This window comes from Paenarthrobacter sp. NPDC056912 (assembly GCF_042786555.1).
GTDB lineage: Bacteria > Actinomycetota > Actinomycetes > Actinomycetales > Micrococcaceae > Arthrobacter.
The window spans coordinates 1-23,073 of record NZ_JBHUCD010000002.1 but is presented as its reverse complement, the minus strand read 5'-3'; the positions used below and the strand labels follow the sequence as shown (position 1 = coordinate 23,073).

The window sequence follows — 23,073 nt, the reverse complement described above, 5'->3', positions numbered from 1 at the left end:
TGCCAGCGAACTGGCAGCTTTCCGGCGATCTCGGCGCAAGCGGTAAAGACTAGGTGAGCTTCACCTGGCGGTTCATGTCCTTGTACAGCAGGTAGCGGAACTCGCCCGGCCCACCCGCGTAGCAGGCCTGCGGGCAGAACGCGCGCAGCCACATGAAGTCGCCGGCCTCCACCTCAACCCAGTCGTTGTTGAGCAAGTACATGGCCTTGCCCTCCAGGACGTACAGGCCGTGCTCCATGACGTGGGTCTCCGGGAAGGGGATCACGCCACCGGGCTGGAAGGTGACGATGTTGACCTGCATGTCGTGTGCGAGGTCGCTGGAGTCCGTGAAGCGGGTGGTCTTCCAGACGTCGTCCGTGTCCGGCATGGAGGTGGGCTCCACGTCCTTCTCGTTGGTGACGAACGACTTGGCTTCGAAGCCTTCAAGGCGCTCGTAGGCCTTGCGGATCCAGTGGAAGGAGACGATGTCGTCCGAGACGTTCTCCAGGCCCCACTCCGCGCCTGCAGCCAGGTAGGCGTAGCCGCCCTCTTCGAGGTGGTGCAGTTCGCCGTCGAGGGTGAGGTTGACCTGGCCCTTGGTCACGAAGATGACGCCTTCAACGCCGGCCTCGAACTCGGCCTTGGGAGCCCCGCCTCCCGGCGCGATCTCAACGATCAGCTGGGAGAACGTGGTGGCAAAGCCGGAGATCGGCCGCGCGATGATCCACGAACGCGTGTTGGAGAATCCCGGCAGGTTGCTGGTGACGATGTCCGTCATGACGCCCTTGGGGATCACCGTGTAAGCCTCGGTGACGATGGCCCGTTCGGTGGTCAGTTGGGTCTGCGGCGGCAGGCCGCCCTGCGGGTAGTAGTACTTGCCCATGCGAGATGCTCCTATCAGTGCGAAGTTGGTTGTGCGAGCCGCGGGTGCGCCAGTGCGGTCAGCTGTGAAAGTTCGACGCCGGCAAGCGCCTTGACCTCGTCGGTCCCCACTGCGCCGCATTGGACGCCGCGGAGGACGAAGCCGGCAAGCGCGCGGGCGGTGGCGGGCTCGTCCATGACGCCGCCTTCAGTGCGTTCCACGTAGTTGCGGAGACGAAGAGCCGCGGCGGGCAGGCCTTCGCGGTAGAAGGCGTGCGACGCCGAGAAGCGGCTGGGCAGCTGGGCGGCGTGGAGATCCCAGCCTTGGTAGTAGCCGTTTTCCAGGGAGCGGCGGACCAACCGGCCGTGCAGCTTCCATGCATCTTCCACGCCATCGCCCACGGGGATGATGTTGGTGGAACCGTCGGAGAGGCGGATGCCCGTTCCGGCCACTGCCAGTTGCATGACTTCCTTGGCGAAGTCCGCCACAGGGTGCTCCATGGACTGGTACTCCGCGGAGATTCCCAGCGAAGCGCTGTAGTCGTACGTCCCGTAGTGCAGGGCGCTGATACGGCCCGGAACAATGTGGGGGAGCTGGGCTACGGGCGAGGTCCCGTCCGCACCGATGATGAGCTGCGGCGTTTCCACCTGCACCTCAAAGCGAAGCCGGCCAGCGGGCAGCCCGTGGACTTCCTCCAACCTGGACACTGCGTAGTCCATGGCCTGGACCTGGGCCACCGTGGTGACCTTGGGCAGGGTGAGGATCAAACCGGCAGGGAGCTCGCCGGCCGCAGCCAACGTGGAGACGAACAGGTCCAGGGTCTTCAGGCCGCGGGCCCGCGTGGGGGCCTCGAAGCACTTGAAACGGATGCCGATGAACGGCGGAGCGGTCCCGGCTGCAACTGCAGCGGCAACGGCGTTGGCGGCAGCAACGGCGTCGGCGTCTTCTGCCGCATCGCCGCGGTCACCGTAGCCGTCTTCGAAGTCCAAGCGGAGGTCTTCGATTGGCTCGGAAGAAAGCTTCGCCGTCACACGGGAAGCAACCGCGGCAGCGAGGTCGGGCTCCTGGCCCAACAGCTGACCGAGCTTTTCGAGGCCGCCGTGGGCTTCCGCCGTCGCCAGTGCCTGGGTGCCCCAATCTGCCACGAACGTGGGCGTGAAGCGGTCAGCCGGGATGTAGACGGTGTGGATGGGCTGGCGGGAGCCGTCGTCGCCGGGGTAGTTGCGGTCCAGCAACTGGTCCGTCGCCTCCAGCTGCGACTCGATGCGGGCCAGGTCAGAGGAAGAGAATGAGCCCATCTCAGCCCACCAGCTCATACGCGGGCGTGGTGAGGAAGTCCGTGTAATCGTCGGACAGACAGATGTCCTCGATCAGCTTGGACGCAGGCTCGTAGTACGCCTTGAAGTTCTCGTCGCCGAACTCGATGCGCAGGCGCTCGGTTTCTTCGCCCAGGATTCGGGTGACGAGTTCGCGGGTCACGGTGTTGCCCGTGTCAGCGAGGACGGACTTGTTGCGGATCTGCTGCCACACCTGCGAGCGGGAGATCTCCGCAGTTGCAGCGTCTTCCATGAGGTTGTGGATGGCAACTGCGCCGCTGCCGGAGATCCACACGCCCGTGTAGGCGACGGCGACGTACAGGTTCAGGCGCAGGCCCGCCTCGGTGACGTGGCCTTCGGCCGACGCGACGTCGATCAGCTGCTCAGCGGTGACGTTCACCTCGGGGCGCTGCTTGTCCAACTGGTTGGGACGGTCGCCCAGTACGGAATCGAAGACTTCGCGGCAGGTGGGGACGAGGTCCGGGTGTGCCACCCAGGAGCCATCGAAGCCATCGTTTGCCTCGCGGGTCTTGTCGGCGCGGACCTTGTCGAAGGCTGCGGCGGTGACATCGGGCTGCTTGCGGTTCGGAATGACGGCGGCCATGCCACCCATGGCGAAGGCGCCGCGCTTGTGGCAGGTCTTGACCAGGAGTTCGGTGTAGGCCCGCATGAACGGTGCCGTCATGGCAACGGTGGCGCGGTCCGGGAGGACGAACTCTTCACCGGCATCACGGAAGTACTTGATGATGCTGAAGAGGTAGTCCCAGCGACCGGCGTTAAGGCCCGAGGCGTGGTCACGCAGTTCGTAGAGGATCTCGTCCATTTCGAACGCTGCCGGGATGGTCTCGATGAGCACGGTGGCGCGCACGCTGCCCTGCGGGATGCCGAGGAAGTCCTGCGCGTAGACGAAGACGTCGTTCCAGAGGCGTGCCTCCAGGTGGCTCTCCATCTTGGGCAGGTAGTAGTACGGGCCCTGGCCGTTCAGGAGCAACTGCTTGGCGATGTGGAAGAAGTGCAGGCCGAAGTCCACCAACGCACCCACGGCGGGTTCGCCGTCGATCAGCAGGTGCCGTTCCTCCATGTGCCAGCCGCGGGGGCGGGCAACAACGACAGCCAGGGGAGCGTCCGTGCGGAGGCGGTATTCCTTGCCCTCGGGCGAGGTGTAGCTCAGGGTTCCCTGGGCGGCGTCGCGGAGGTTGAGGATGGCGTCGATGACGTTGGGCCACGTGGGCGTGCTGGCATCTTCGAGGTCCGCGAGCCACACCTTGGCGCCGGAGTTCAGGGCGTTGATGGCCATCTTGGCCGGAGTTGCCGGGCCGGTCATCTCAACGCGGCGGTCCTGCAAAGCTGCCGGTGCCTCAGCGACCTTCCAGTCGCCGTCGCGGATGTCCTGGGTCTCCGGAAGGAAGTCCAGGCGGCTGGTGTCGGCAACCTTCTGGCGCTTGACGCCGCGTGCCTGCAGCAGCTCGTTGCGGGTGCCGGCGAAGCGCTTGTGCAGCTCCTCGATGAAGGCCAGTGCCTTGGGGGTGAGGATTTCCTCGGCGCGATCGATCGGCCGGGGATCAGTGACTGTGATAGCCATTTGGCGGTGTCCTTTTCTAGAGTGCGCTGGCGGCGTTGGCGTGCGCAGCTGCTGCTACGGCACTGGCCACATCGGCGGCAACATGGGGATCGAAGACGCTGGGGATAATGTAACTCGCGTTCAGCTCATCGTCAGCTACCCGGTTGGCGATTGCCTCGGCTGCGGCCACCAGCATGTTCGGCGTGATGTCCGATGCTCCGGCGTCCAGCAGGCCCCGGAAGAAGCCCGGGAAGGCTAGCACGTTGTTGATCTGGTTCGGGAAGTCGCTGCGACCCGTCGCCACCACCGCTGCGTGCTTGGAAGCGATGACCGGGTCGATCTCCGGCGTGGGGTTGGCCATGGCGAACACGATCGCGTCCTCGGCCATCGAAGCAACCTGCTCTTCGCCGATCACGTGCGGGGCGCTGACACCGATGAAGACGTCCGCTCCCTTGAGGGCGTCGTGCAGGGTTCCGGAGAAGCCTTCTTCGTTGGTGTTCGCTGCGATCCAGCTGCGGTGTTCGTCGTTGTATTCCTCGCCGGAGTGGATGGCGCCGGAGCGGCCTGCGGCGATGATGTGCTGGGCACCCTGGGCCTTGAGGAGCTGGATGATGGCGGAGCCGGCAGCGCCCACGCCCGAAACCACGATCTTCACTTCGGACAGCTTCTTGTCCACCACGCGGAGGGCGTTGACCAGGGCAGCGAGCGTGACGATCGCGGTGCCGTGCTGGTCGTCGTGGAACACCGGGATGTCCAGTTCTTCGCGGAGGCGGTTCTCGATTTCGAAGCAACGCGGTGCGGCGATGTCTTCGAGGTTGATGCCGCCGTAGACCGGTGCCATGGCCTTGGCGATCATGATGATTTCTTCGGTGTCCTGGGTGTCCAGGCAGACCGGCCAGGCGTCCACGTTCGCGAACTGCTTGAACAGCGCGGCCTTGCCTTCCATGACCGGCAGGGCAGCGGCGGGACCGATGTTGCCCAGGCCCAGGACAGCCGAGCCGTCGGTGAGGACGGCGATGGTGTTGCGCTTGACCGTCAGGTTGCGGGCAGCGGCCGGGTCCTCTGCGATCGCCATGCATACACGTGCGACGCCGGGAGTGTAGGCACGCGACAGATCGTCGCGGTTGCGCAGGGCTACTTTGGGGACGACCTCGAGCTTGCCGCCGAGGTGCATCAGGAAGGTGCGGTCGGAAACGTGCTGGACCTTGACGCCGTCGAGGGCATTCAGGGCGTCCTTCACGCGGGCTGCGTGGTCGTCGTCGGTGGTGTTGCAGGTGACGTCAACAACGATCGTCTCGTGGTGGGATTCCGTGACGTCCAGCGCGGTGATTGCTGCACCGGCTGCGCCGACGGCTGCTGCCAGTTCGCTGGTAGCGGTGAAGCTCGACGGTGCGGCGACGCGCAGGGTGATCGAGTTTCCGGGGCTCGGATTCGCCATTGAAATTCCTCCTGTTAGGCCCGTTCCCGGGCCGCCGTTCCAAACTGAATGTTTTCGTATTATGGATATTATTATCTACAAAGTGGAAACACAACCCCCTACTTGGTCATGTTCGGTGTCGTCGCGCAGGTGCGCGCTGTGCTGTATGTTGGGTGTTCTAAGCAATTCTTTTCACGATGTGGATAAGAGTTGTCGGAATCTGAGTCATTGGAGACAAGGGAATGGCTGAAAAAGCCTCCGGAGGCGTGCAGTCCGTTGAGCGCGTCTTTGAACTGCTGGAACTGATCACGGATGCAGGTGGCGACGTCACCCTGAGCGAGCTCTCGTCATCCACTGACTTGCCCTTGCCCACCATCCATCGCCTTTTGAGGACCTTGGTGTCCCTGGGTTACATCCGTCAGCTGCCCAACCGCCGCTACGCCCTGGGCCCGCGCCTGATCCGGCTCGGCGAAGGCGCCAGCAAGCAGCTCGGTGCCGTGGCGCGTCCACAGTTGAAGACCCTGGTCGAACGCCTCGGGGAGACCTCCAACATGGCCGTGCTCGACTCCGACATGGTCATCTACGTCGCGCAGGTCCCGTCCATGCACTCCATGCGCATGTTCACCGAAGTCGGCCGCCGCGCCCACACGCACGATACCGGCGTGGGCAAAGCCATCCTCGCCCAGCTGGACGACGAGGTTGTCCGCGGCATAGTGGCCCGCACCGGCATGCCCACTCCCACGGCCAAGAGCATCGGCGACATCGACTCCCTGCTCGCTGACCTCAAGCTCATCCGCGAACGTGGCTACTCCATTGACGAGGAAGAGCAGGAGCTCGGCGTGCGCTGCTTCGCGATGGCCGTCCCCAACGCGCCCACGCCCACGGCAATCTCCGTCTCCGGCCCCATCACGCGCGTGGACCAGAGCTTCGCCGACCGTGCCGTGCCCATGCTGCGCGAAGCAGCCATGGCCATCTCCGCGGAGCTGAACCAGAACTGATCCGCCGAGTTGGCATTTGATGGCAATGTTCCCCAGGAACATTGCCATCTTTTGTCATCTCGTTGAGCCGACAAAAGGCGGCAGTGTCCCCCAAGGAAACACTGCCGCCTGTCATCTGCGGAAGGGTGCTAGTGCTCTGACGCGCTGGAGGTCTTGAGCGGGACTTCCTTGCCTTCTGCGTCGATCAACTTGCCGTTCTCGAACCGGTCGCCTTCGCTCAGGCACTTGATGTCCTCTTCGCTAACGATCCGGTCGGTGCCCGCGACGAACACCGACTGGTTGTCCGAGTTGCCGGCCTTGAAGTGGTTGAAGAGGATGTTCAGCAGGATGGCCATGACGGCTGCCGAGCTGATGCCGGAGTGGAAGATCGTGGAGAACCAGGACGGGAACTGGTCGTAGAACTTCGGGGCGGCGATGGGGATCATGCCGAAGCCGATCGAAGCCGCCACGATGATCAGGTTCATGTTGTTCTTGTATTCAACCTTGGCCAGTGTCCGGATACCGCTGGCTGCCACCGTACCGAAGAGCACGACGCCGGCGCCGCCCAGGACGGGCGTCGGAACCGCTGCGACAACCCGGCCCAGGATCGGCAGCAAGCCGAGCACCACCAGGATGAGGCCGCCGGCGCTGACCACGAAACGGCTCTTGATGCCCGTGATGGCCACGAGGCCCACGTTCTGGGCGAAGGCGCTCTGCGTGAAGGAGTTGAAAAGCGGTGAGATGGCGCTGGAGAGCATGTCTGCGCGGAGGCCGTCGCCGATGCGGCGGGAGTCCACTTTGGTGTCCACGATCTCGCCAACGGCGATGATGTCGGCTGAGGTCTCGGTCAGGGTGACCAGGATGACGATCAGCATGGAGACGATGGCTGCGATTTCGAAGGTGGGTGCACCGAAGGCGAACGGGGTGGGGAAAGCGACGATGTCGCCCTGGCCAACCTTGGAGAAGTCAGCCATGCCTGCCACCAGCGCGATGATGGTGCCGATGACCATGGCCAGCAGGATGGAGAGCCGGGAGATTGCGGCGTTGCCAACCTTGCTCAGGAGGAGCACGACGCCCATGGTTGCCGCTGCGAGGCCGATGTTGGCCATGCTGCCGTAGTTGTCAGCCTTGGCGTTGCCGCCCATGGCCCAGTTTGCGGCCACCGGCATCAGCGTCAGGCCAATGGTGGTGATGACTGTGCCGGTGACCACCGGCGGGAAGAATTTGATGATCTTGGAGAAAAGGGGAGTGATCGCCAAACCAATCAGGGACGCCACGATCACCGAGCCGAACACCGCTTGGATGCCGCCACCGCCTTGGACGATGGCCACCATGGTGGAAACGCCGGCGAAGGAAACACCTTGGACCAGGGGAAGCTGCGATCCGAAGAACGGAATGCCAATGGTCTGAAGGATGGTGGCCAGGCCTCCGACGAACAGGCACGCCGCGATGAGCAGGCCGATGTCCTGCGAGGACATGCCCGCGGCTGCGCCGATGATCAGGGGCGGGGCGATGATTCCGCCGTACATGGTGAGGACGTGCTGGAAACCGTATGCGAAGGTGCTTCCAATGGAAAGGCGCTTGTCCTCAGGGCGTTCGGGCTGATGCTTCTGCGAAGAGGTGGTATTCGCGGGGCGGGATTTCTTTTTGATGTTCATGGCAGACTTTCTGGGTTCATGGCAGACGTCTTCGTCTGGCTAACTGTGTCTGGCTAACAAAATCTTTGGTTTTTGGGGTTGGGTTTGTGTGCAGGTCCGGCCTTTAATGGGCGCCGTTGGCGGGACCTGCACACAAATCCGTTGGTGGTGCGTTCTTACTGCGGTTTAGGTGCAGGCCTAGCAGAAGCCGGCGATGCCGCTCCATGCAACAGGTGCAGCTTCGATGTTCTCGCGCTGGACGGTTGCTTCGATGAGGCCGTACGGGCGGTCCGCGGCGAAGAAGACCTCGTTGGGGTTGTCCAGGCCGAACGGGCTCAGGTCAACCAGGAAGTGGTGCTTGTTGGGCATGGAGAACTTGATTTCGGCCACTTCGCTGTGTGCTTCGAGGACCTTCTTGCCCATGTCGAACAGCGTCTGCTGCAAGGCGTGGGAGTAGTTCTCGGTGAAGCCTTCCAGCAGGAGTGCCTTGATGTCTTCGTAGCTCTTGTTGAAATCGGTGCCGGCAACATCAAGGTTGGTGTTGTAGCGCCAGCGGGCTGAGACATCGGTGGCCAGGATGCGATCCGTGGTCTCCGGGAGGGTGGTGTACTTGTCGCGCGGGTAGCCGACAAAACCGGACTCCGTGGTCTTCAGGACGGTCAGGTCCTTGAGGCCGGAAATGACGTGGGTGGTTGCGCCATCACGGACGACGACGGCGGTACGCACCTCTTGTCCGTTGCGGACGAAGCTGTGGTCGTGTCCCTCGCCGTGGGCCTGGATGCGATCCCAGCTGTAGGCCTCGGCTTCCCAGCGCCCGCCGGTGACCCAGTCGAAACCGCCGGTGAAGTGGTCTGCAAGGCGCAGGAGGAAGGACTCGGGGGAGCCGATGCCTTCACGTGCGAAAGCGTAAACCGTGTTCTTCTGGGTGTCGGTGGCAACCACGTGGCCGTTGTCGCCTTTGAGGTGTGCGGCCTGGAAATCGCCCCGCAGCTGCGAGGTGACGTTCAGGTCTTCGATGTGGTGGCGGTCAGTATCCCGAGTGACCTTGACGACGCGGACTTCTGCTTTGCCGTACTGGTTTTCGCCGAGGACGATGTTGTTGCTCATGGTCATATCCCAACTTCTGTGAGGTGGAACCTACGTTCCATCAATGAAATTAAGCGCGTGTTTCCACTGCGTTTCTGGTGGAGCCGACCCAACAAAAAAGAGCCAGCATCCATGGATGCCAGCTCATTACGACCCTGCCTGCTGCTCTCAGGTTACGTGACGTACGCCACGAACTCATTCGAGAGTAGCTCACAAAAACGGCTTGTGTATACGGGTTCCGGAAGATCGTTATGAACCATCCAAATGTGACCGGGGCAACTCCTGCTCCCCCCAAGAGGGTCTTGACGCTTCGTTTCGCCGCCACCTACACTTTCCACATAACAATAAAAGTTTTCCGAAGTACGGAAACTGGATGCGCTTGAAAGAGGAGGAACAGATGGACCCGAAGGATACGAACCGCGTCGTGGAATTCCCGGCACCCGGTCAGGAGCTGTACCTGCCGTTCGGTGCTACAGATCCCGACTTCTACATTCCGGCCGACTGTGACCGCAAAGCCGGCGGATTCTCCCGCTGGCTTCGCGCGCTCCCGGTGTTCGGCCGGCAGCGCCCCTAGGATCTTCCTGCATCTACGGGCGCGGACTCTGCGCAACAGAGCCAAAGAGGCGGGTGGTACCTGGGGAGGTGCTGCCCGCCTTTCTGTGCTTGCTCCTCTGTGCTTGCTCCCGATTCGATGCCTTGCTGCAGTCCGTGCCGTGCGCACGGTTCAGCGTGCAGCAAGCCCCCGAATCGGGAACTAGCCTGCGCCCTGCAGGACTCGCAGAACTGACATCTTGAACTCCTGCTCCCTGAATAAGTGTGGCCATGTGATCCGCATGAACTTCCAGCCATGAGTGCCTTTTCGCGCTGCCTTTCCTGGTAGATCCCAGGGGCACGAAATCGAGCCCGTGGGATGTGCTCGACGCGGTTGACCGGGTGGTGACATGTGCCCGGTCATCAGAGTCCCGCAGGAACAATCCGTGGAGTCGTGCGGCTGAGGTGTGGCTGTAGACCAAGCCGCCGGACGACGTCGTGAGCGTCCCATGGGCGTGAGCGGCAAGCAGTTGCCGGCTGCGAACCCATGGCTTTTGGGCTATCCACGTACTGCCCGCGGATGTAGCAGCCACGGCGCAGGCGAATCAGCTTGCCTGCCCGTATCAAGGCGGCAATTTTCCTGTTGTTCAAACTCGGCTCGTGGAGCTCGCTGGTTCGCCATAAATCCATCCCCGCAGGGAGTTCGCCTCGGTCTATTTTCGTCATGGGATAAGCCTCGAACGCGCCCTGGCGCATGGAAAGGCCCGGATTGCGCTATGTGGAGAACCCCAATTCGACGCCCTGTTGTAGGCAATGCCGAATGAACGGCCCAGTGCGCAGCAAGCCATCGAAATCGCGCATTGTGATCTGCGTAACAATCGGCAGGGTACTGAGGGCTTCACGTAAGCTGGGCTGACGGCCACCCTCTGGGTCTTCAAGGTCGTTGCGGCCCTGACTGACGGGTTGCGCTTGCTCGCTCGATGGCGCCGGGCAATACGTTCCGCACGCGTCGCAACGCAGCATGTCGAGTAAAAACAGACGCTCGTCATCGAGCCCGTGCCGGGATTGATACCTCGGCTTATATCCCTGCTTTGGCAGGTGACAAAGAGAGCCGGGCGTGGGGATCCGGCGCCGCAGCAGCTGCAATCTGGCTGCTACCCCTAAGGAACACACGTTATGAAACTCAAGGTCTCAATGCTTGGGGCGGTGATCGCGCTGGCTCTTGCAGGGTGTACAACGCCGACACCGACACCGTCAACAACCGCTACGGCACCAACTCCGTCGCCCAGCGCGACAACCGCAATCCCGACGTCGTCGCCCACACCGACCTCGACGCGTACTGCAACGCCGACACCGACCCCGACCCCGACGTCGACGCGTACTGCGACGCCGTCGCCGACCCCGACGTCAACGCGTACTGCGACACCGACGCCGACACCGACCCCGACGTCGACGCGTACTGCAACGCCGACCCCGTCGCCCACTGCGACGACTGCAAGTCCGACCCCGACACCGACACCGACGTCTACTCGAACTGCGACGCCGACGCCGACGCCGAGTGCGACAACTGCAACCCCCACACCCACCGCAACCCCCACACCCACCGCAACCCCCACACCCACTGCAACCCCAACCCCTACCCCCACCCCCACTTCCGGCACCGGAACCCTTGCGAACCTGGCCAGGATTCCGTGGGATGGAGGCCCCGCCTATTGGGCTAAGTTCCCGGGTGCGGCCAAGCTCAACAACCCCAACCTGTTCCCGGTCAGCGTTTACTACGGCAAACCTGAGCACGCCGCTCAGCTGAAGGACATCGGGGTGAACGTCTATCAGAACGCCGAGCACGACGGGTCCACGATGGCGTCCATTACGAATACCGGGATGCTGGTCATCGCTGGCACAGAGTGGTCACGCGCGGAAGTAGGCAGCAATACGGGAGTCGTCGGCTGGGACACCTACGACGAGTGCGACATGCTCGGTTTGGGCTGCAACGGTTCCACATATGCTCAGAATCTTCAGCAGATGAAGAACAAGGTGGCCCAGATCCGTGCCTTCAACGACGGCAGGTTCGCTTTCGCCAACTATTCCAAGGGCATCCTGGACACGTACTGGGCGCCCGGTGTGATGGACGATTTCATGGCCGCGGTTGACGCGGCATCCGTGGATAACTACATGTACGCCCGCGCGGACCTCCAAGACGAGCTGAACCGGACCCCGGGATGGCCGCAGGGTGCAAAGACCGCCACGTCAGCGGCCTACGGCTGGCAGCTGGACCAGATGCGGAAATTCCAGTCAGCACCGGGCATTCACCCTAACTGGATTTTCGTTGAGTCGGCCAAGCCGTTCCTGAACGCCTCCAACGACCGGACCATCACGCCTGAACAGATGGAGGGCGCCATGTGGTCCGGCATCATCCACGAGGCCCGCGGGATCAGCATCTTCCAGCACAACAACAACGGCCAGTCTGGTTTCGGGACCTACTCCCTGGTCCAGGCACCGGCTGATCGGAAGGCGAAGATCAAGACTGCCCTCGCTGGTATTCAGGCCCTGGCACCTGTCCTCAACACGCAAAGCTATGTGTGGAACGCGGGCGCCGCAGGTACGGACACCATGCTGAAAGCCAAGGACGGCAATGCCTACCTTTTCGCAGGCATCGGCGTGAACGGCACTACGGGCTCCAAGACGTTCACCCTCCCGGCCGGAATCACTGGCACGCAGGTGGAGGTCGTGGGCGAGGGGCGCACCCTCACCGTCCAGGGCGGTAAGTTCACGGATTCGTTCGCCAACGAGTACACGCATCACGTCTACAAGGTCAGGATCTAACGGACTGACGCTTTCGAAATCGCCGGAAAAGCGCGAAATCGCCGGAACGTTCCATGCGAAATGGACGCGTTCCGGCGATTTCGTCGCAGCGAGGAGGAGGAAGGGGCAGAACCTACCCAGCCACCAGCTTCCGCGCGGCCGCAGAGTGCTCAGCGATCAGCCCGGCCACGTCCAGCCCGGGAATCGCGCCGTCCACTACCCGCCAGGCCCCACCAACCATCACCCGGTCGGCACGGTCTGCGCCGCAGAGCAGCAAGGCAGCAACGGGGTCGTGGCTGCCCGAGAACCGCAGCTCGTCGGGCTTGAACATGGCCAAGTCAGCCTGCAAACCCGGAGCCAGTTGCCCGATGTCGGAACGACCCAGAACCGCGGCGGATCCGCGCGTTGCCCAGCCAAGAGCCCGCTCCACGGGAACGGATGCGCCATAGCGGAGCCGCTGCAAATACAGTGCCTGCCGGGCTTCGAGGATCATGTTGGAAGCATCGTTCGACGCCGATCCGTCCACTCCCAGCCCCACGGGAACACCCGCTGCCTCGAGTTCCAGGACGCGCGCGGTGCCGGAAGCGAGCCGCATGTTGGACGTGGGGCAATGCGCGACGGCGGTGCCCGCGGCTCCCAGCCTGGCGATCTCCTCGTCGTTGAAGTGGATGCCGTGTCCAAGCCAGGTCCGGTTGCCCAACCAGCCCACCGATTCCAGATAGTCCACGGTCCGCAAACCGAACATGGATTGGCAGAAGTCTTCTTCGTCGATGGTTTCGGCAAGGTGGGTGTGGAGCCTGACGTCGAAGCGTTCGGCCATGGCGGCGCTCTCGGCCATGATTTCCTTGGTCACGGAGAACGGCGAACACGGGGCAAGAGCGATCTGCACAACAGCCCCATCGCCGGTTTCGTGGTACTTGCGGATGAGCCGTTCGCTGTCCGCAAGGATCGCCTCAGGCGACTGGACCGTGGTCCGGGGCGGCAGCCCGCCGTCGTCCTCTCCGAGCGTCATGGATCCGCGGGTCAAAGTGGCCCGCATGCCCATGGCGCGTACAGCAGCCACCTCGATATCGATCGCATCTTCCATGCCGTCGGGGAAGAGGTAGTGGTGGTCGGCGGCAGTGGTGCAGCCGGAGAGCAGCAATTCGGCCAGCGCAACCTGCACGGCGAGCTCAAGGCTTCGGGGAGTCAGTCGCGCCCACACGGGGTAGAGATTCTGCAGCCACGGGAACAGCGGCGCGTTGGCCACGGGTCCCCAGGCTCGGGTGAGGGTTTGGTAGAAGTGGTGGTGCGTGTTGATGAGTCCGGGGAGGACCACGTGCCCGGAGGCGTCGAACACGGAGGCAGGAGACGAGGGCTGCCCGCCCGAAGGCACCAGCTCTATGATTTTCCCGTCGGAAACTACCAGGCCGCCGCCGGCGTCGAGGTCGTTTGCGGTGAAGATTCCCAGAGGATTCTTGATCCAGAGCCGGGTAGGGGATTGCGACATGAGGGGGTTCCTTGTCTGGTCGGCATTTATGCGTTCCAGCTCAGTTAGGCCCTGTCTGCTGATCCAGGTTGCCGGGCCGCCAGAGCGCGGTCCAGTCCCAAAAGCGTAAAATGCTCGACGGCGGCAGTCAACGCCCGCGGGCGCGTCGCGGTCACATAAGGTTGACACCCACCCCGAGTGACTAATTTCGTATGACGAAATTAAATTTTCAAAAAACTATGGCGCGGCTCACAAATCCGGTGCTACGCTCTAACTGCCAAAGGCGGGCACCCGGACCTCGGGAAGCTATCTACCAGGCGCAACTTAACCTTCATCGCACATGCTGAAGCCTGGTAACCAAGCTAACTGGAGCTCCTTTTTGTAGCGCCCCCGAACGGTCACCCGGCTTCCACAGCACTAAGGAAGTCGCAACATGAGTACAACCGTCACGGCCGAGCAATTCCTGGCCACATCCATTGAGCTGGCAACAGCCAATGTCCTCAACAGTGGGGGCCCCTTCGGCGCCGTCATTGTCACCGCGGACGGACGAGCCTTCGAAGGCGTCAACCGCGTTACCGCCACGAACGATCCCACCGCACACGCAGAAGTCACGGCCATCCGTAACGCCTGCCGCGAACTGGGAACCTTCGACCTGAGCGGAGCAACCCTCTACACCAGCTGCGAGCCTTGCCCCATGTGCCTGGCCTCCGCACTCTGGGCACGCGTTGACCGCGTGTTCTTTGCCGCAGACCGTCACGACGCCGCATCCGTCGGCTTCGACGACGCCGTCTTCTACGAGTACTTCGAGAACGACAACCGGGACGCGCTGATGCCGGTAGCCAAGCTGGAACTGGGCGACCCCCAGGCTCCGGAGGCCCTCCAGCCGTTCAACACATGGAACACGCTTGATTCCAGGATTGATTACTAGGGCCCGGTGGCTGACATGACAATCCTGGACAATTCCGCTGAAAAGCAGGCTGCGCTCTTTCCCCAAGGAGACGGCGCAGAGCCCACAGCGGCAAAGCACACGGCAACCGGCCTGGCAGATGGCAACAAAACGCCCCCGGTGTCGAACTCCTTCCTGGACAAGTTCTTCCAGATCTCCAAGCGTGGCTCTACGTTGGCCCGCGAATTCCGCGGTGGTCTGGTCACGTTCTTCACCATGGCGTACATCGTCATCCTGAATCCGCTCATCCTGGGTGGCTTCTCGGCGGAAAACGCCCCGACCGACGTCGCCGGCGGCTGGCTCTCGGCAGCACAGGTGGGCGCCGTCACCGGCCTCACCGCCGGCGTCATGACCATCATTTTCGGCCTCGTCGCCAACCTGCCCTTCGGCCTCGCAGCGGGCCTGGGCATCAACTCCTTCCTCGCCGTCGCGGTCATCCAGGAAGTCACGTGGCCAGAAGCCATGGGCCTGGTGGTCATCAACGGCATCCTGATCGTCCTGTTCGGTGCCACCGGCGCCCGGACGGCGATCTTTAAGGCAGTCCCCAAGGAACTCAAGGCCGCCATCACCGTTGGCATCGGTCTGTTCATTGCCTTCATCGGCTTCGTTGACTCCGGCTTTGTCCGCCCCACGGCAGGCGGCCCGCCGGTCCAGCTCGGCAATGATGGTTCCATCACCTCCATCCCCACCCTTGTCTTTATCATCGGATTGCTGGCCATGGGCATCCTCGTGGCACGCAAGATCCAAGGCGGCCTGCTGATCGGCATCGTCGCCACCACCGTTCTCGCCGCCGTTGTCGAGGCCATCTTCCACATCGGTCCGGGCACCGCTGACAACCCCGGCGGCTGGCACCTCAACGTGCCCATCCTGTCGAGCCAGCTGGTCTCTGTCCCGGACCTGAGCCTGGTGGGCCAGTTCGATCTCTTCGGCTCGTTCGCAAGGATCGGCGGCCTGGCTGCCACCATGTTGGTCTTCACGTTGGTGTTCACCAACTTCTTCGACGCCATGGGCACCATGACCGGCCTGGCCAAGAGCGCAGGCGTGGCACACAAGGACGGTACGTTCCCCAAGCTGAAGTCCGCCTTCATCGTTGAAGGCATGGGCGCAGTGGTGGGTGGCGCTACCTCCGGGTCGTCCAACACCGTGTACATCGACTCCGCAGCGGGCATCGGCGAAGGCGCCCGTACCGGCCTGGCCTCCGTGGTCACCGGCCTGCTGTTCCTTGGCTCGATGTTCTTCACCCCGCTCACCTCGGTGGTGCCGCTGGAAGTCGCTGCTGCGGCACTGGTTGTGGTGGGCGCGATGATGATGGCGCAGATCCGCGAAATCAAGTTCACCAAGTTCTCCATTGCACTGCCGGCGTTCTTGACCATCGTGACCATGCCGCTGACCTACTCCATCGCCAACGGAATCGGCGTCGGGTTCATCTCCTTCGCCATCATCAGCGCGGCGTCGGGCAAGGCCAAGAAGGTCCACCCGCTCATGTGGGTAGTGACTGCGGGCTTCATCATCTACTTCGCCCGTGGCCCCATCAACGCTTTGATGGGCGTCTAGCCCGGAGCCCCACCCCGCGCCGGCGGGTCTTGTTTCCGGCACTCCGATCGACGGTCCGTCGGAACCCACCGCAGGAATAGGCGTCCGCCGTCGTCGTCCCTGATGAACAGGCACGACGGCGGGCGGCGGCCGGGTTCCGACGCTCCGTCAGGGAACGGGGGCAGGGAGATGAAGCCCTTGCCCCCGTTCCTATGAACTCTTGCTGATTGAACTTTTACTGATAAGCCGCGACTACCCCTCAACATCCTCTGGAAATGAGAATATGAGGCAAGATCGCGCACTGCTCCGGCCGGGCCACCCGGCCGGGACACCTGGAATAAGGATGTGTTGCCATGCTGGATCTGATGCCTTCACTGGGCAGCTGGCGGCCTGCGGTCTCCGGCCAACTGTGTGCTGTGGCCACGATCGTAGGGACGGGCGGCTCCGTGCCGCGGCCCATGGGGACCTCCATGATGGTCTCCGAACATGGCGAAATCCTGGGCAGTTTGTCCGGAGGTTGCGTGGAAGGCGCCGTCGTTGAGGCGGCCCTGGAAGCAATGCGCGACGGCGGCCCTCGCCTCGAGTCCTTCGGCTACAGTTCCGAGGACGCGTTCGCCGTCGGACTCACCTGTGGAGGGGAGCTGGAAGTCCACATCCAGCCGCTCACGGCAGGCGCACCCGAACTTTCCGTGTTTGCTCAAACACAACGCCCTACAGCGTTGATCCGGCGGCTCGACGCCGGTGGGGGAGTGGTGGTGGTCAATGATCCCGTGCGGTTCCGCGCCATGGAATCGGAGGAACTGGCAAAACTGGTGGGAGACCACCCCGCCACACTCTTCGCGGCCGCAGCGCAGGTCGAACCACTCCTCCAAGGTGGCCGCGCCGGCTTGGTCCGCCTGGCTGCACCCGAGGGCTGCATCGATGGCTGGGTCACTACCGAGAGGCTGGCCCTGCCCCCGCGGGAGGAAACCCAGCCCGAACCCATCACCTTGTTCGTTGAAAGCCGCCTGCCGGCCGCACGAATGCTGGTCTTCGGCGCCAACGACTTCGGCGCAGCCCTGCTCCCCGCAGGGCAACTGCTCGGCTATGACGTCACCCTGTGCGACGCCCGAGCAGCGTTTGCCCAGCAGAGCCGCTTCGCTGGAGCCGACCAAGTGGTCACCGACTGGCCGCACCGGTACCTCGAATCGGAGGCAGCGGCAGGCCGTATCGATGCCCGAACTGTGGTGTGCATCCTGACCCACGACCCCAAGTTCGACATCCCCTTGCTTGAAAGCGCCCTCCGGTTGAACCTGGCGTACGTTGGCGCGATGGGTTCCCGTCGCAGCCACCGCCAGCGGGTGGATGCCCTGCTCGATGCCGGTACGCCCCCGGAATCCTTGGAACGCCTGCATTCACCCATCGGGCTGGACCTCGGCGCCGTAACTCCCGCGGAAGTCGCGGTGTCCATCACGGCCGAGATCATCGCGGAGCGTGGTGCTCCAATCCACAAAACACCCGGCGCACCTGGTTTCCCATCCCTCAAGGACGTCTCCGGACCGATCCATTCAGTACGTCAACACCTCACTCAGGAGGACCCATGGACATGAACACCATCGAGGCCGTGGTCCCCACCACGGACCCTGCGCAATGGCGCGACGGCGATGCCTGGCTCGCCGGAGGCACGGTCCTCTTCTCCTACGGGAGCACCGTCCTGACACGGCTCCTTGACCTCGGCCAAGCGGATTGGCCAGCCATCACGGTCACTGACCAGGGCATCGAACTTGCCGCGACCTGCACGGTTGCCGAGCTCTACGCCTTGCCGCAAACCGCTGAAGCAGCCAACCGTGAGTGGCCCGGGCTCGCCCTGATCCGCCCGTCCTGCGACTCCTTTGTGGCGTCCTTCAAGATCTGGAACATGTCCACGGTGGGCGGCAACATCTGTACGGGTTTGCCTGCAGGACCCATGACATCGCTCTGCGCAGGACTCGATGCCCTTGCCACCATCCTGAGCCCGGACGGCACCAGCCGAACCGTCCCTGTGGCCGACTTCGTGACAGGAGACATGCAGACTGTCCTGGCACCGGGGGAGTTGCTGCGCAGCATCCACCTCCCCGCCGAGGCACTCTCGGCGAGGGTCGCCTTCCGGCGACTGTCCCTCAGCAACCTCGGCCGCTCCGGCGTTTTGCTGATCGGTCGTCTGGACCCCGACGGCGGCCTGGTCATCACGGTGACCGCGTCCACCAAACGCCCGGTGCAGCTAAGGTTCCCCGCCGGGCAGGTTCCCGACGCCGGGACCCTGGCTGACGCCGTCGGGAATTCCATTCCCTGGCCGCTGTACCACGACGACATCCACGGCCTTCCGGCGTGGCGTCGCGATATGACCTTCCGGCTGGCCGAGGAAATCCGGGCCGAGTTGCTGGGCGAATCGATGAACGTGTCCGGCGACTTTTGGCCCCCGCATGCAACATCTCCCCAGCCGTCCGCCCAGCCCGCCACCCCGCAGAAGGAGGCCTCCCATGGCAATTGAGATCAACGGCGCTGCCACGCAGGCCACACCCCGTCCCGGCCAGTGCCTCCGCACTTTCCTCCGGGAACAGGGCAACTTCGGCGTCAAGAAAGGTTGCGACGGCGGCGACTGCGGTGCCTGCACCGTCCACGTCGACGGCACGCCCGTCCACAGCTGCATCTACCCCGCCGTCCGCGCCGAGGGCAAAGCGGTCACCACCATCGAGGGCCTGTCCAAGGACGGGGAACTCCACCCTGTGCAGGAGCAGTTCCTGGAGGGGCAGGGTTTCCAATGCGGCTTCTGCACCGCCGGGATGATGATGACGGCAGCCACGTTCGACGACGAGCAACGCGCCAACCTGCCCCGCAGCCTGAAGGGTAACCTGTGCCGCTGCACCGGTTACCGCTCTATCGCGGACGCCGTGTGTGGTCACGGCGGAGATCACAAGCACGACGCCGGAGCTGACGTTTCGCAGGAAAAGTCACCCGCCGGGGATGCCACACCCGGCCAGCTGGGGGACAACGTACCCGCCCCCGCCGGCCAGGCAATCGTCACGGGAACCGCCCGGTACACCTTGGATGTCCCGGCTGAACAACTCCCTGGCCTGCTCCACCTCAAGCTCCTGCGTTCACCCCACGCGCACGCCCGGATCGTCTCTATTGACGCAACGGCAGCGCTGGCGGTCCCCGGGGTCGTGGCTGTGTTCACTCACCAGGACGCACCGGCCCAACTGTTCTCCACCGCCCAACACGAGCTCTACACCGATGACCCCGACGACACCCGCGTGTTCGACGACGTGGTGCGCTTCATCGGGCAGCGTGTTGCCGCCGTTGTCGCTGAATCCGTAGGTGCCGCTGAAGCGGGAACGCGCGCGCTGGCCGTGGAATACGAGGTGCTCGACGCCGTCTTCAGTCCCCACGACGCACTGCTGCCCGGAGCTCCGGCAATTCACGGCGAGAAGGACGGCGAAACGGCCCGGATTTCGCGTCCCCAGCAAAACGTGATCGCCGAGGTCCACACGGAACTGGGCAGTGTCAGCGACGGTTTTGCAAACTCCGACTTCATCCACGAGCACACCTACCAGACGCAGCGGGTCCAGCACGTCGCCATGGAAACGCACTCCTCCATTGCCTGGCTGGATGAAGAAGACCGATTGGTGGTCCGCTCGTCCACGCAGGTTCCGTTCTTGGTCCGGCGCACGTTGGGCCGGGTGTTCGATCTGCCCGAGGACCGCATCCGTGTGGTGGCCGGAAGGGTGGGCGGTGGTTTCGGAGGCAAGCAGGAAGTTCTCACCGAGGACCTCGTTGCCTTGGCCACCCTGAAGCTCCGGCGCCCGGTGCAGGTGGAGTTCACCCGCACCGAACAGTTCACCGCCACCACCACCCGGCACCCTTTCACCATCAAGCTCAAAGCCGGAGCCAGCAGGGACGGACATCTGACGGCACTGCAGGTCGAGGTGGTCACCAACACTGGTGCCTACGGGAACCACGCCCCGGGCGTCATGTTCCACGGCTGCGGTGAATCCCTGGCCCTGTACAAGTGCGCCAACAAGAAGGTGGATGCGCAGGCCGTCTACACCAACACCGTTCCCGCCGGCGCCTTCCGTGGCTATGGTCTGAGCCAGATGATCTTCGCGATCGAGTCCGGCATGGACGAGCTCGCGGTGGGCATTGGCATGGATCCTTTGGAGTTCCGGCTCAACAACATGGTCCGGCCCGGCGACGATATGGTCTCCACCCACCCGGAACCCGAGGAAGACGTCCACTACGGAAGCTACGGCCTTGACCAGTGTGTGGCTTTGGTGCGGGACGCCTTGGACCGGGGCAAGGAGCGCTACCGGGCAGCAGGCCTCGATGACCTTGGCGCGGACTGGGTCACCGGCGAAGGGGCGGCGCTCTCCATGATCGACACCGTTCCGCCGCGCGGCCACTTCGCCCACTCCCGGGTGAGCCTTGAAGCGGACGGCAGGTTCGCCGTCGACGTCGGTACGGCAGAGTTCGGCAACGGCACCACGACGGTTCACGCGCAACTGGCGGCCACCGCGCTGGCCAGCACAGCGTCCAACGTGGCCGTCCGCCAGTCAGATACGGATCTCGTGTCCCACGACACCGGTGCGTTCGGCTCGGCCGGGACCGTGGTGGCGGGCAAGGCTACTCTCGCGGCCGCCGTCGAACTCGCTTCCCGTCTCCGTGCGGTTGCCGCCGTGCTGGCAGGCGTTCCGGAAAACGAATGCGTGCTGGTAGACGGCGGCGTTGTGGTGGGCGGGGTGCGAACCGTGCCGTTGAACGAGATTTACGACGCCGCCCGGCACCAGGGTGTCCAGCTCGCCGCCGAAGGAAACTGGGGAGGAACGCCGCGGTCCGTGGCGTTCAACGTGCACGGCTTCCGCGTTGCGGTCAATACCGGCACGGGCGAGCTACGGATCCTGCAGAGTGTCCAGGCAGCGGACGCGGGTGTAGTGGTGAATCCGCGGCAGTGCCGTGGGCAGATCGAGGGCGGTATCGCCCAGGCGCTCGGCGCTGTGCTGTACGAGGAAGTCAAAGTGGACGACGCCGGACGCGTCACCACGGACATCCTGCGGCAGTACCACATTCCATCGTTCGCGGACGTGCCCAGGAGCGAGGTCTACTTTGCCACTACCAACGACTCCACCGGCCCCCTCGGCGCCAAGTCCATGAGCGAGAGCCCGTTCAACCCCGTGGCACCCGCTTTGGCCAACGCCATCCGCAACGCGACGGGCATCCGATTCGGTGAGCTCCCCATCGCTCGGGACAAGATCTACCTTGCCCTCCGCGACCGCACCCTCATCCCCAACTGACCCGCATTAGTGGTTGTTCCCAGCCCTGGGAACAACCACCAATGCCAGCTACTTGGGTGAAACGGCGAGTTCCATGAACACACTGTGCGGGTCCAGGGTGTAGTCACCAAACGGCGGGCACTCCGTGAAGCCGTGCCTGGCGTACAGCCGGCGCGCGGGGGCGAAGTACTCCTCGGTGCCGGTCTCCAGACTCACCCGGTCATAACCCAGACGTCCTGCTTCGGCCACGATGTGCTCCAGCATCAGTGTCGCCACGCCGCGCCCGCGTGCACTGGCTGTGGTGCGCATGGACTTGATCTCGGCATGGCCATCGGAGAGCATCTTCAACGCACCGCATCCCAACAGCACGCCGTCCTCGCGGGCTGTCCAGAACGTGATGGACTCGTGCGACAACGCCGAGTGGTCCAGCGCATGCACGCTCTCAGCCGGGGAAGTCGCGAACATGTCAGCCAAGTGTTCACTGAGGAGCTGGTGGACATCAGGGCGCGCTGGATCATCAGGGGAAATGCGGAACATGGACCCCAATTTACCCTTCCAGCAGGTGCAGCTGATCCTTCGTGTCCAGGTCCTCGCCCGAGCAGAGGTCGCTGCAATCCACCAGGTCCACCAGCCCCGGATGGGCCTTCAGGAACGACCTCGCGCCGGTGTCGCCATTGGCCGCTTCCGCGGCTTGCTGGCGGAGCCCGACGTCGAAAATCACCGGGTGCCTGCGCTTCAGGTGGCCTGACTCATCAGGGTAGGCGGCTGCGGTGACCCGACCGGGACGGTGGCTGCCCAGCAACCTGCTGACCGCCGTCGGGGTTAATCCGGGCTGGTCCACCAGCGCCACCATGATGCTGTTGCCTGCCGTTGCGGCGTCGATGCCGGCGCGGAACGATCCCGCCATTCCTTTTGCCCAGTTGTCGTTCTCCACGACGACGTGAGTACCGAGGTCGGTGCTGCGGCGAACGTTGTCCGCCTCGGCGCCGAGCACCACCACAACCTCGCGGCAGCCGCCGTCGAAAAGGGTGTCGGCGAGGACTTCCACCAGCGTGCGGCCGCGGAAGGGGAGCAGCGCTTTGGGGCCACGGCCCAACCGCGTGCCAGCGCCCGCAGCGAGCAGCACGCCCGTAACAGGGGCCATGCCGGAGTCAGTCATATCCTCACGATACGCGCGGGGTTGCATGCGGTCTCTAGCTCCTTGGATGGTTTCGAAGAGATCTACCGATATCGGTTGCAAATTACCCATCAGTAGGGCTTTTGATGGACGAAGTTGGCCGTTAGGGTCGGTGGAGAGTTATGAAGTCAGCTCGGGTACGCAACGACGCGTGAGGACAGGGGAAAATGGCGGGCAGTTTCGAGATTCTCAAAGCAGGTACTAACTCATTCCGATTCCGGCTCACAGCCGAGGACGGCACAGTAGTGGCAGTGTCGCCACAGTTCCCAAATCTCAATGCCGTAGTAGCAGGCATCAACGCAGTCCGCGAAAACGCGGCAACAGGTTTCGTAGTCGACCGGAGGAACCTGGGTACCTGAGCATCTCCGGTTTCCCGGCAAATGACAGTTGGCGGCAGTGTTCTTCACGAACACAGCCGCCAAAAGTCGGTTTTGCGCTGGTTTACAATGCGGCGCCGCCAGCAACGCCCGTGGTTCCGGCGTGGTCGTACAGCAGT

19 protein-coding genes are annotated in these 23,073 nt (G+C 63.6%); 10 read left to right on the top strand and 9 right to left on the bottom strand.

Going from position 1 to position 23,073, the window contains the following annotated elements:
- Positions 1-49: 49 nt before the first annotated feature.
- The 4 genes from ACFRJ9_RS02110 to ACFRJ9_RS02095 are packed head-to-tail and all read right to left on the bottom strand — an operon-like array spanning position 50 to position 5,156.
- Complete coding sequence (locus ACFRJ9_RS02110) at positions 50-862, bottom strand: bifunctional allantoicase/(S)-ureidoglycine aminohydrolase (protein WP_011776030.1); 813 nt, start codon at positions 860-862, stop codon at positions 50-52.
- A gap of 14 nt (positions 863-876) precedes the next feature.
- A complete protein-coding gene (locus ACFRJ9_RS02105) occupies positions 877-2,139 on the bottom strand; it encodes a DUF6986 family protein (protein WP_377663908.1) in 1,263 nt (420 codons plus the stop codon).
- 1 nt (position 2,140) lies between these two features.
- Positions 2,141-3,739: a malate synthase A gene (gene aceB, locus ACFRJ9_RS02100; RefSeq protein ID WP_377663906.1), complete on the bottom strand. Its 1,599-nt coding sequence runs from the start codon at positions 3,737-3,739 to the stop codon at positions 2,141-2,143.
- Between the two features lie 16 nt (positions 3,740-3,755).
- Positions 3,756-5,156: an NAD-dependent malic enzyme gene (locus ACFRJ9_RS02095; RefSeq protein WP_377663904.1), complete on the bottom strand. Its 1,401-nt coding sequence runs from the start codon at positions 5,154-5,156 to the stop codon at positions 3,756-3,758.
- 221 nt (positions 5,157-5,377) lie between these two features.
- On the opposite strand from ACFRJ9_RS02095, the gene ACFRJ9_RS02090 reads away from it, so the two are divergent.
- Entirely contained in the window at positions 5,378-6,133 is a 756-nt protein-coding gene (locus ACFRJ9_RS02090; RefSeq protein ID WP_011776026.1) for an IclR family transcriptional regulator, read from the top strand.
- Between the two features lie 128 nt (positions 6,134-6,261).
- Here ACFRJ9_RS02090 and ACFRJ9_RS02085 read toward each other — a convergent pair whose 3' ends face one another.
- Both ACFRJ9_RS02085 and pucL read right to left on the bottom strand, forming a co-directional pair.
- Complete coding sequence (locus ACFRJ9_RS02085; protein ID WP_377663902.1) at positions 6,262-7,770, bottom strand: nucleobase:cation symporter-2 family protein; 1,509 nt, start codon at positions 7,768-7,770, stop codon at positions 6,262-6,264.
- A 177-nt stretch (positions 7,771-7,947) separates the two neighbouring features.
- On the bottom strand, positions 7,948-8,862 hold the full coding sequence (gene pucL / locus ACFRJ9_RS02080) for a factor-independent urate hydroxylase (protein WP_377663900.1): 915 nt from the start codon (positions 8,860-8,862) through the stop codon (positions 7,948-7,950).
- 370 nt (positions 8,863-9,232) lie between these two features.
- Here pucL and ACFRJ9_RS02075 point away from each other — a divergent pair, with 370 nt between their 5' ends.
- From ACFRJ9_RS02075 to ACFRJ9_RS02065, 3 genes are all read left to right on the top strand, one after another.
- The gene (locus ACFRJ9_RS02075; protein ID WP_377663898.1) at positions 9,233-9,409 is read left to right on the top strand and encodes a hypothetical protein; all 177 of its coding nucleotides are present in this window, start codon (positions 9,233-9,235) and stop codon (positions 9,407-9,409) included.
- A gap of 1,186 nt (positions 9,410-10,595) precedes the next feature.
- On the top strand, positions 10,596-11,087 hold the full coding sequence (locus ACFRJ9_RS02070) for a hypothetical protein (protein WP_377663896.1): 492 nt from the start codon (positions 10,596-10,598) through the stop codon (positions 11,085-11,087).
- A gap of 97 nt (positions 11,088-11,184) precedes the next feature.
- Positions 11,185-12,189 carry a hypothetical protein gene (locus ACFRJ9_RS02065; protein WP_377663894.1) on the top strand — a complete coding sequence of 335 codons (1,005 nt, stop codon included), beginning with the start codon at positions 11,185-11,187 and terminating at the stop codon, positions 12,187-12,189.
- A gap of 112 nt (positions 12,190-12,301) precedes the next feature.
- Here the strand turns inward: ACFRJ9_RS02065 and ACFRJ9_RS02060 are convergent, their stop codons facing one another.
- Positions 12,302-13,657, bottom strand: coding sequence for an 8-oxoguanine deaminase (locus ACFRJ9_RS02060; protein WP_377663892.1), 1,356 nt, complete (start codon positions 13,655-13,657; stop codon positions 12,302-12,304).
- A gap of 412 nt (positions 13,658-14,069) precedes the next feature.
- On the opposite strand from ACFRJ9_RS02060, the gene ACFRJ9_RS02055 reads away from it, so the two are divergent.
- The 5 genes from ACFRJ9_RS02055 to ACFRJ9_RS02035 all read left to right on the top strand — a co-directional run bounded on the left by ACFRJ9_RS02055 (position 14,070) and on the right by ACFRJ9_RS02035 (position 21,421).
- Positions 14,070-14,564 carry a nucleoside deaminase gene (locus tag ACFRJ9_RS02055; protein WP_011776019.1) on the top strand — a complete coding sequence of 165 codons (495 nt, stop codon included), beginning with the start codon at positions 14,070-14,072 and terminating at the stop codon, positions 14,562-14,564.
- A gap of 15 nt (positions 14,565-14,579) precedes the next feature.
- Positions 14,580-16,136 (top strand): NCS2 family permease, encoded by a 1,557-nt coding sequence (locus ACFRJ9_RS02050; RefSeq protein WP_377664675.1) that lies wholly within the window; start codon positions 14,580-14,582, stop codon positions 16,134-16,136.
- 332 nt (positions 16,137-16,468) lie between these two features.
- Complete coding sequence (locus ACFRJ9_RS02045; RefSeq protein ID WP_377663890.1) at positions 16,469-17,704, top strand: XdhC family protein; 1,236 nt, start codon at positions 16,469-16,471, stop codon at positions 17,702-17,704.
- Positions 17,695-18,624, top strand: a complete 930-nt coding sequence (locus ACFRJ9_RS02040) for an FAD binding domain-containing protein (RefSeq protein ID WP_377663888.1) — start codon at positions 17,695-17,697, stop codon at positions 18,622-18,624. The genes ACFRJ9_RS02045 and ACFRJ9_RS02040 overlap by 10 nt, the downstream gene beginning before the upstream one ends.
- A complete protein-coding gene (locus ACFRJ9_RS02035) occupies positions 18,614-21,421 on the top strand; it encodes a molybdopterin-dependent oxidoreductase (RefSeq protein ID WP_377663886.1) in 2,808 nt (935 codons plus the stop codon). Before ACFRJ9_RS02040 ends, ACFRJ9_RS02035 begins: the two co-directional genes overlap by 11 nt.
- Before the next feature lie 48 nt (positions 21,422-21,469).
- Here ACFRJ9_RS02035 and ACFRJ9_RS02030 read toward each other — a convergent pair whose 3' ends face one another.
- Both ACFRJ9_RS02030 and nboR read right to left on the bottom strand, forming a co-directional pair.
- A complete protein-coding gene (locus tag ACFRJ9_RS02030; RefSeq protein WP_377663884.1) occupies positions 21,470-21,937 on the bottom strand; it encodes a GNAT family N-acetyltransferase in 468 nt (155 codons plus the stop codon).
- Positions 21,938-21,947: 10 nt separating this feature from the next.
- Complete coding sequence (nboR, locus tag ACFRJ9_RS02025) at positions 21,948-22,586, bottom strand: nicotine blue oxidoreductase (RefSeq protein WP_377663882.1); 639 nt, start codon at positions 22,584-22,586, stop codon at positions 21,948-21,950.
- 158 nt (positions 22,587-22,744) lie between these two features.
- On the opposite strand from nboR, the gene ACFRJ9_RS02020 reads away from it, so the two are divergent.
- Complete coding sequence (locus ACFRJ9_RS02020; protein WP_377663879.1) at positions 22,745-22,936, top strand: YegP family protein; 192 nt, start codon at positions 22,745-22,747, stop codon at positions 22,934-22,936.
- Positions 22,937-23,073: the final 137 nt, after the last annotated feature.

Coding starts and splice junctions, on each gene's coding strand:
- ACFRJ9_RS02110 (WP_011776030.1), bottom strand. CDS start 862: ATGGGCAAGTACTACTACCCGCAGGGCGGCCTGCCGCCGCAGACCCAA.
- ACFRJ9_RS02105 (WP_377663908.1), bottom strand. CDS start 2,139: ATGGGCTCATTCTCTTCCTCTGACCTGGCCCGCATCGAGTCGCAGCTG.
- aceB (WP_377663906.1), bottom strand. CDS start 3,739: ATGGCTATCACAGTCACTGATCCCCGGCCGATCGATCGCGCCGAGGAA.
- ACFRJ9_RS02095 (WP_377663904.1), bottom strand. CDS start 5,156: ATGGCGAATCCGAGCCCCGGAAACTCGATCACCCTGCGCGTCGCCGCA.
- ACFRJ9_RS02090 (WP_011776026.1), top strand. CDS start 5,378: ATGGCTGAAAAAGCCTCCGGAGGCGTGCAGTCCGTTGAGCGCGTCTTT.
- ACFRJ9_RS02085 (WP_377663902.1), bottom strand. CDS start 7,770: ATGAACATCAAAAAGAAATCCCGCCCCGCGAATACCACCTCTTCGCAG.
- pucL (WP_377663900.1), bottom strand. CDS start 8,862: ATGACCATGAGCAACAACATCGTCCTCGGCGAAAACCAGTACGGCAAA.
- ACFRJ9_RS02075 (WP_377663898.1), top strand. CDS start 9,233: ATGGACCCGAAGGATACGAACCGCGTCGTGGAATTCCCGGCACCCGGT.
- ACFRJ9_RS02060 (WP_377663892.1), bottom strand. CDS start 13,657: ATGTCGCAATCCCCTACCCGGCTCTGGATCAAGAATCCTCTGGGAATC.
- ACFRJ9_RS02055 (WP_011776019.1), top strand. CDS start 14,070: ATGAGTACAACCGTCACGGCCGAGCAATTCCTGGCCACATCCATTGAG.
- ACFRJ9_RS02050 (WP_377664675.1), top strand. CDS start 14,580: ATGACAATCCTGGACAATTCCGCTGAAAAGCAGGCTGCGCTCTTTCCC.
- ACFRJ9_RS02045 (WP_377663890.1), top strand. CDS start 16,469: ATGCTGGATCTGATGCCTTCACTGGGCAGCTGGCGGCCTGCGGTCTCC.
- ACFRJ9_RS02040 (WP_377663888.1), top strand. CDS start 17,695: ATGGACATGAACACCATCGAGGCCGTGGTCCCCACCACGGACCCTGCG.
- ACFRJ9_RS02035 (WP_377663886.1), top strand. CDS start 18,614: ATGGCAATTGAGATCAACGGCGCTGCCACGCAGGCCACACCCCGTCCC.
- ACFRJ9_RS02030 (WP_377663884.1), bottom strand. CDS start 21,937: ATGTTCCGCATTTCCCCTGATGATCCAGCGCGCCCTGATGTCCACCAG.
- nboR (WP_377663882.1), bottom strand. CDS start 22,586: ATGCAACCCCGCGCGTATCGTGAGGATATGACTGACTCCGGCATGGCC.
- ACFRJ9_RS02020 (WP_377663879.1), top strand. CDS start 22,745: ATGGCGGGCAGTTTCGAGATTCTCAAAGCAGGTACTAACTCATTCCGA.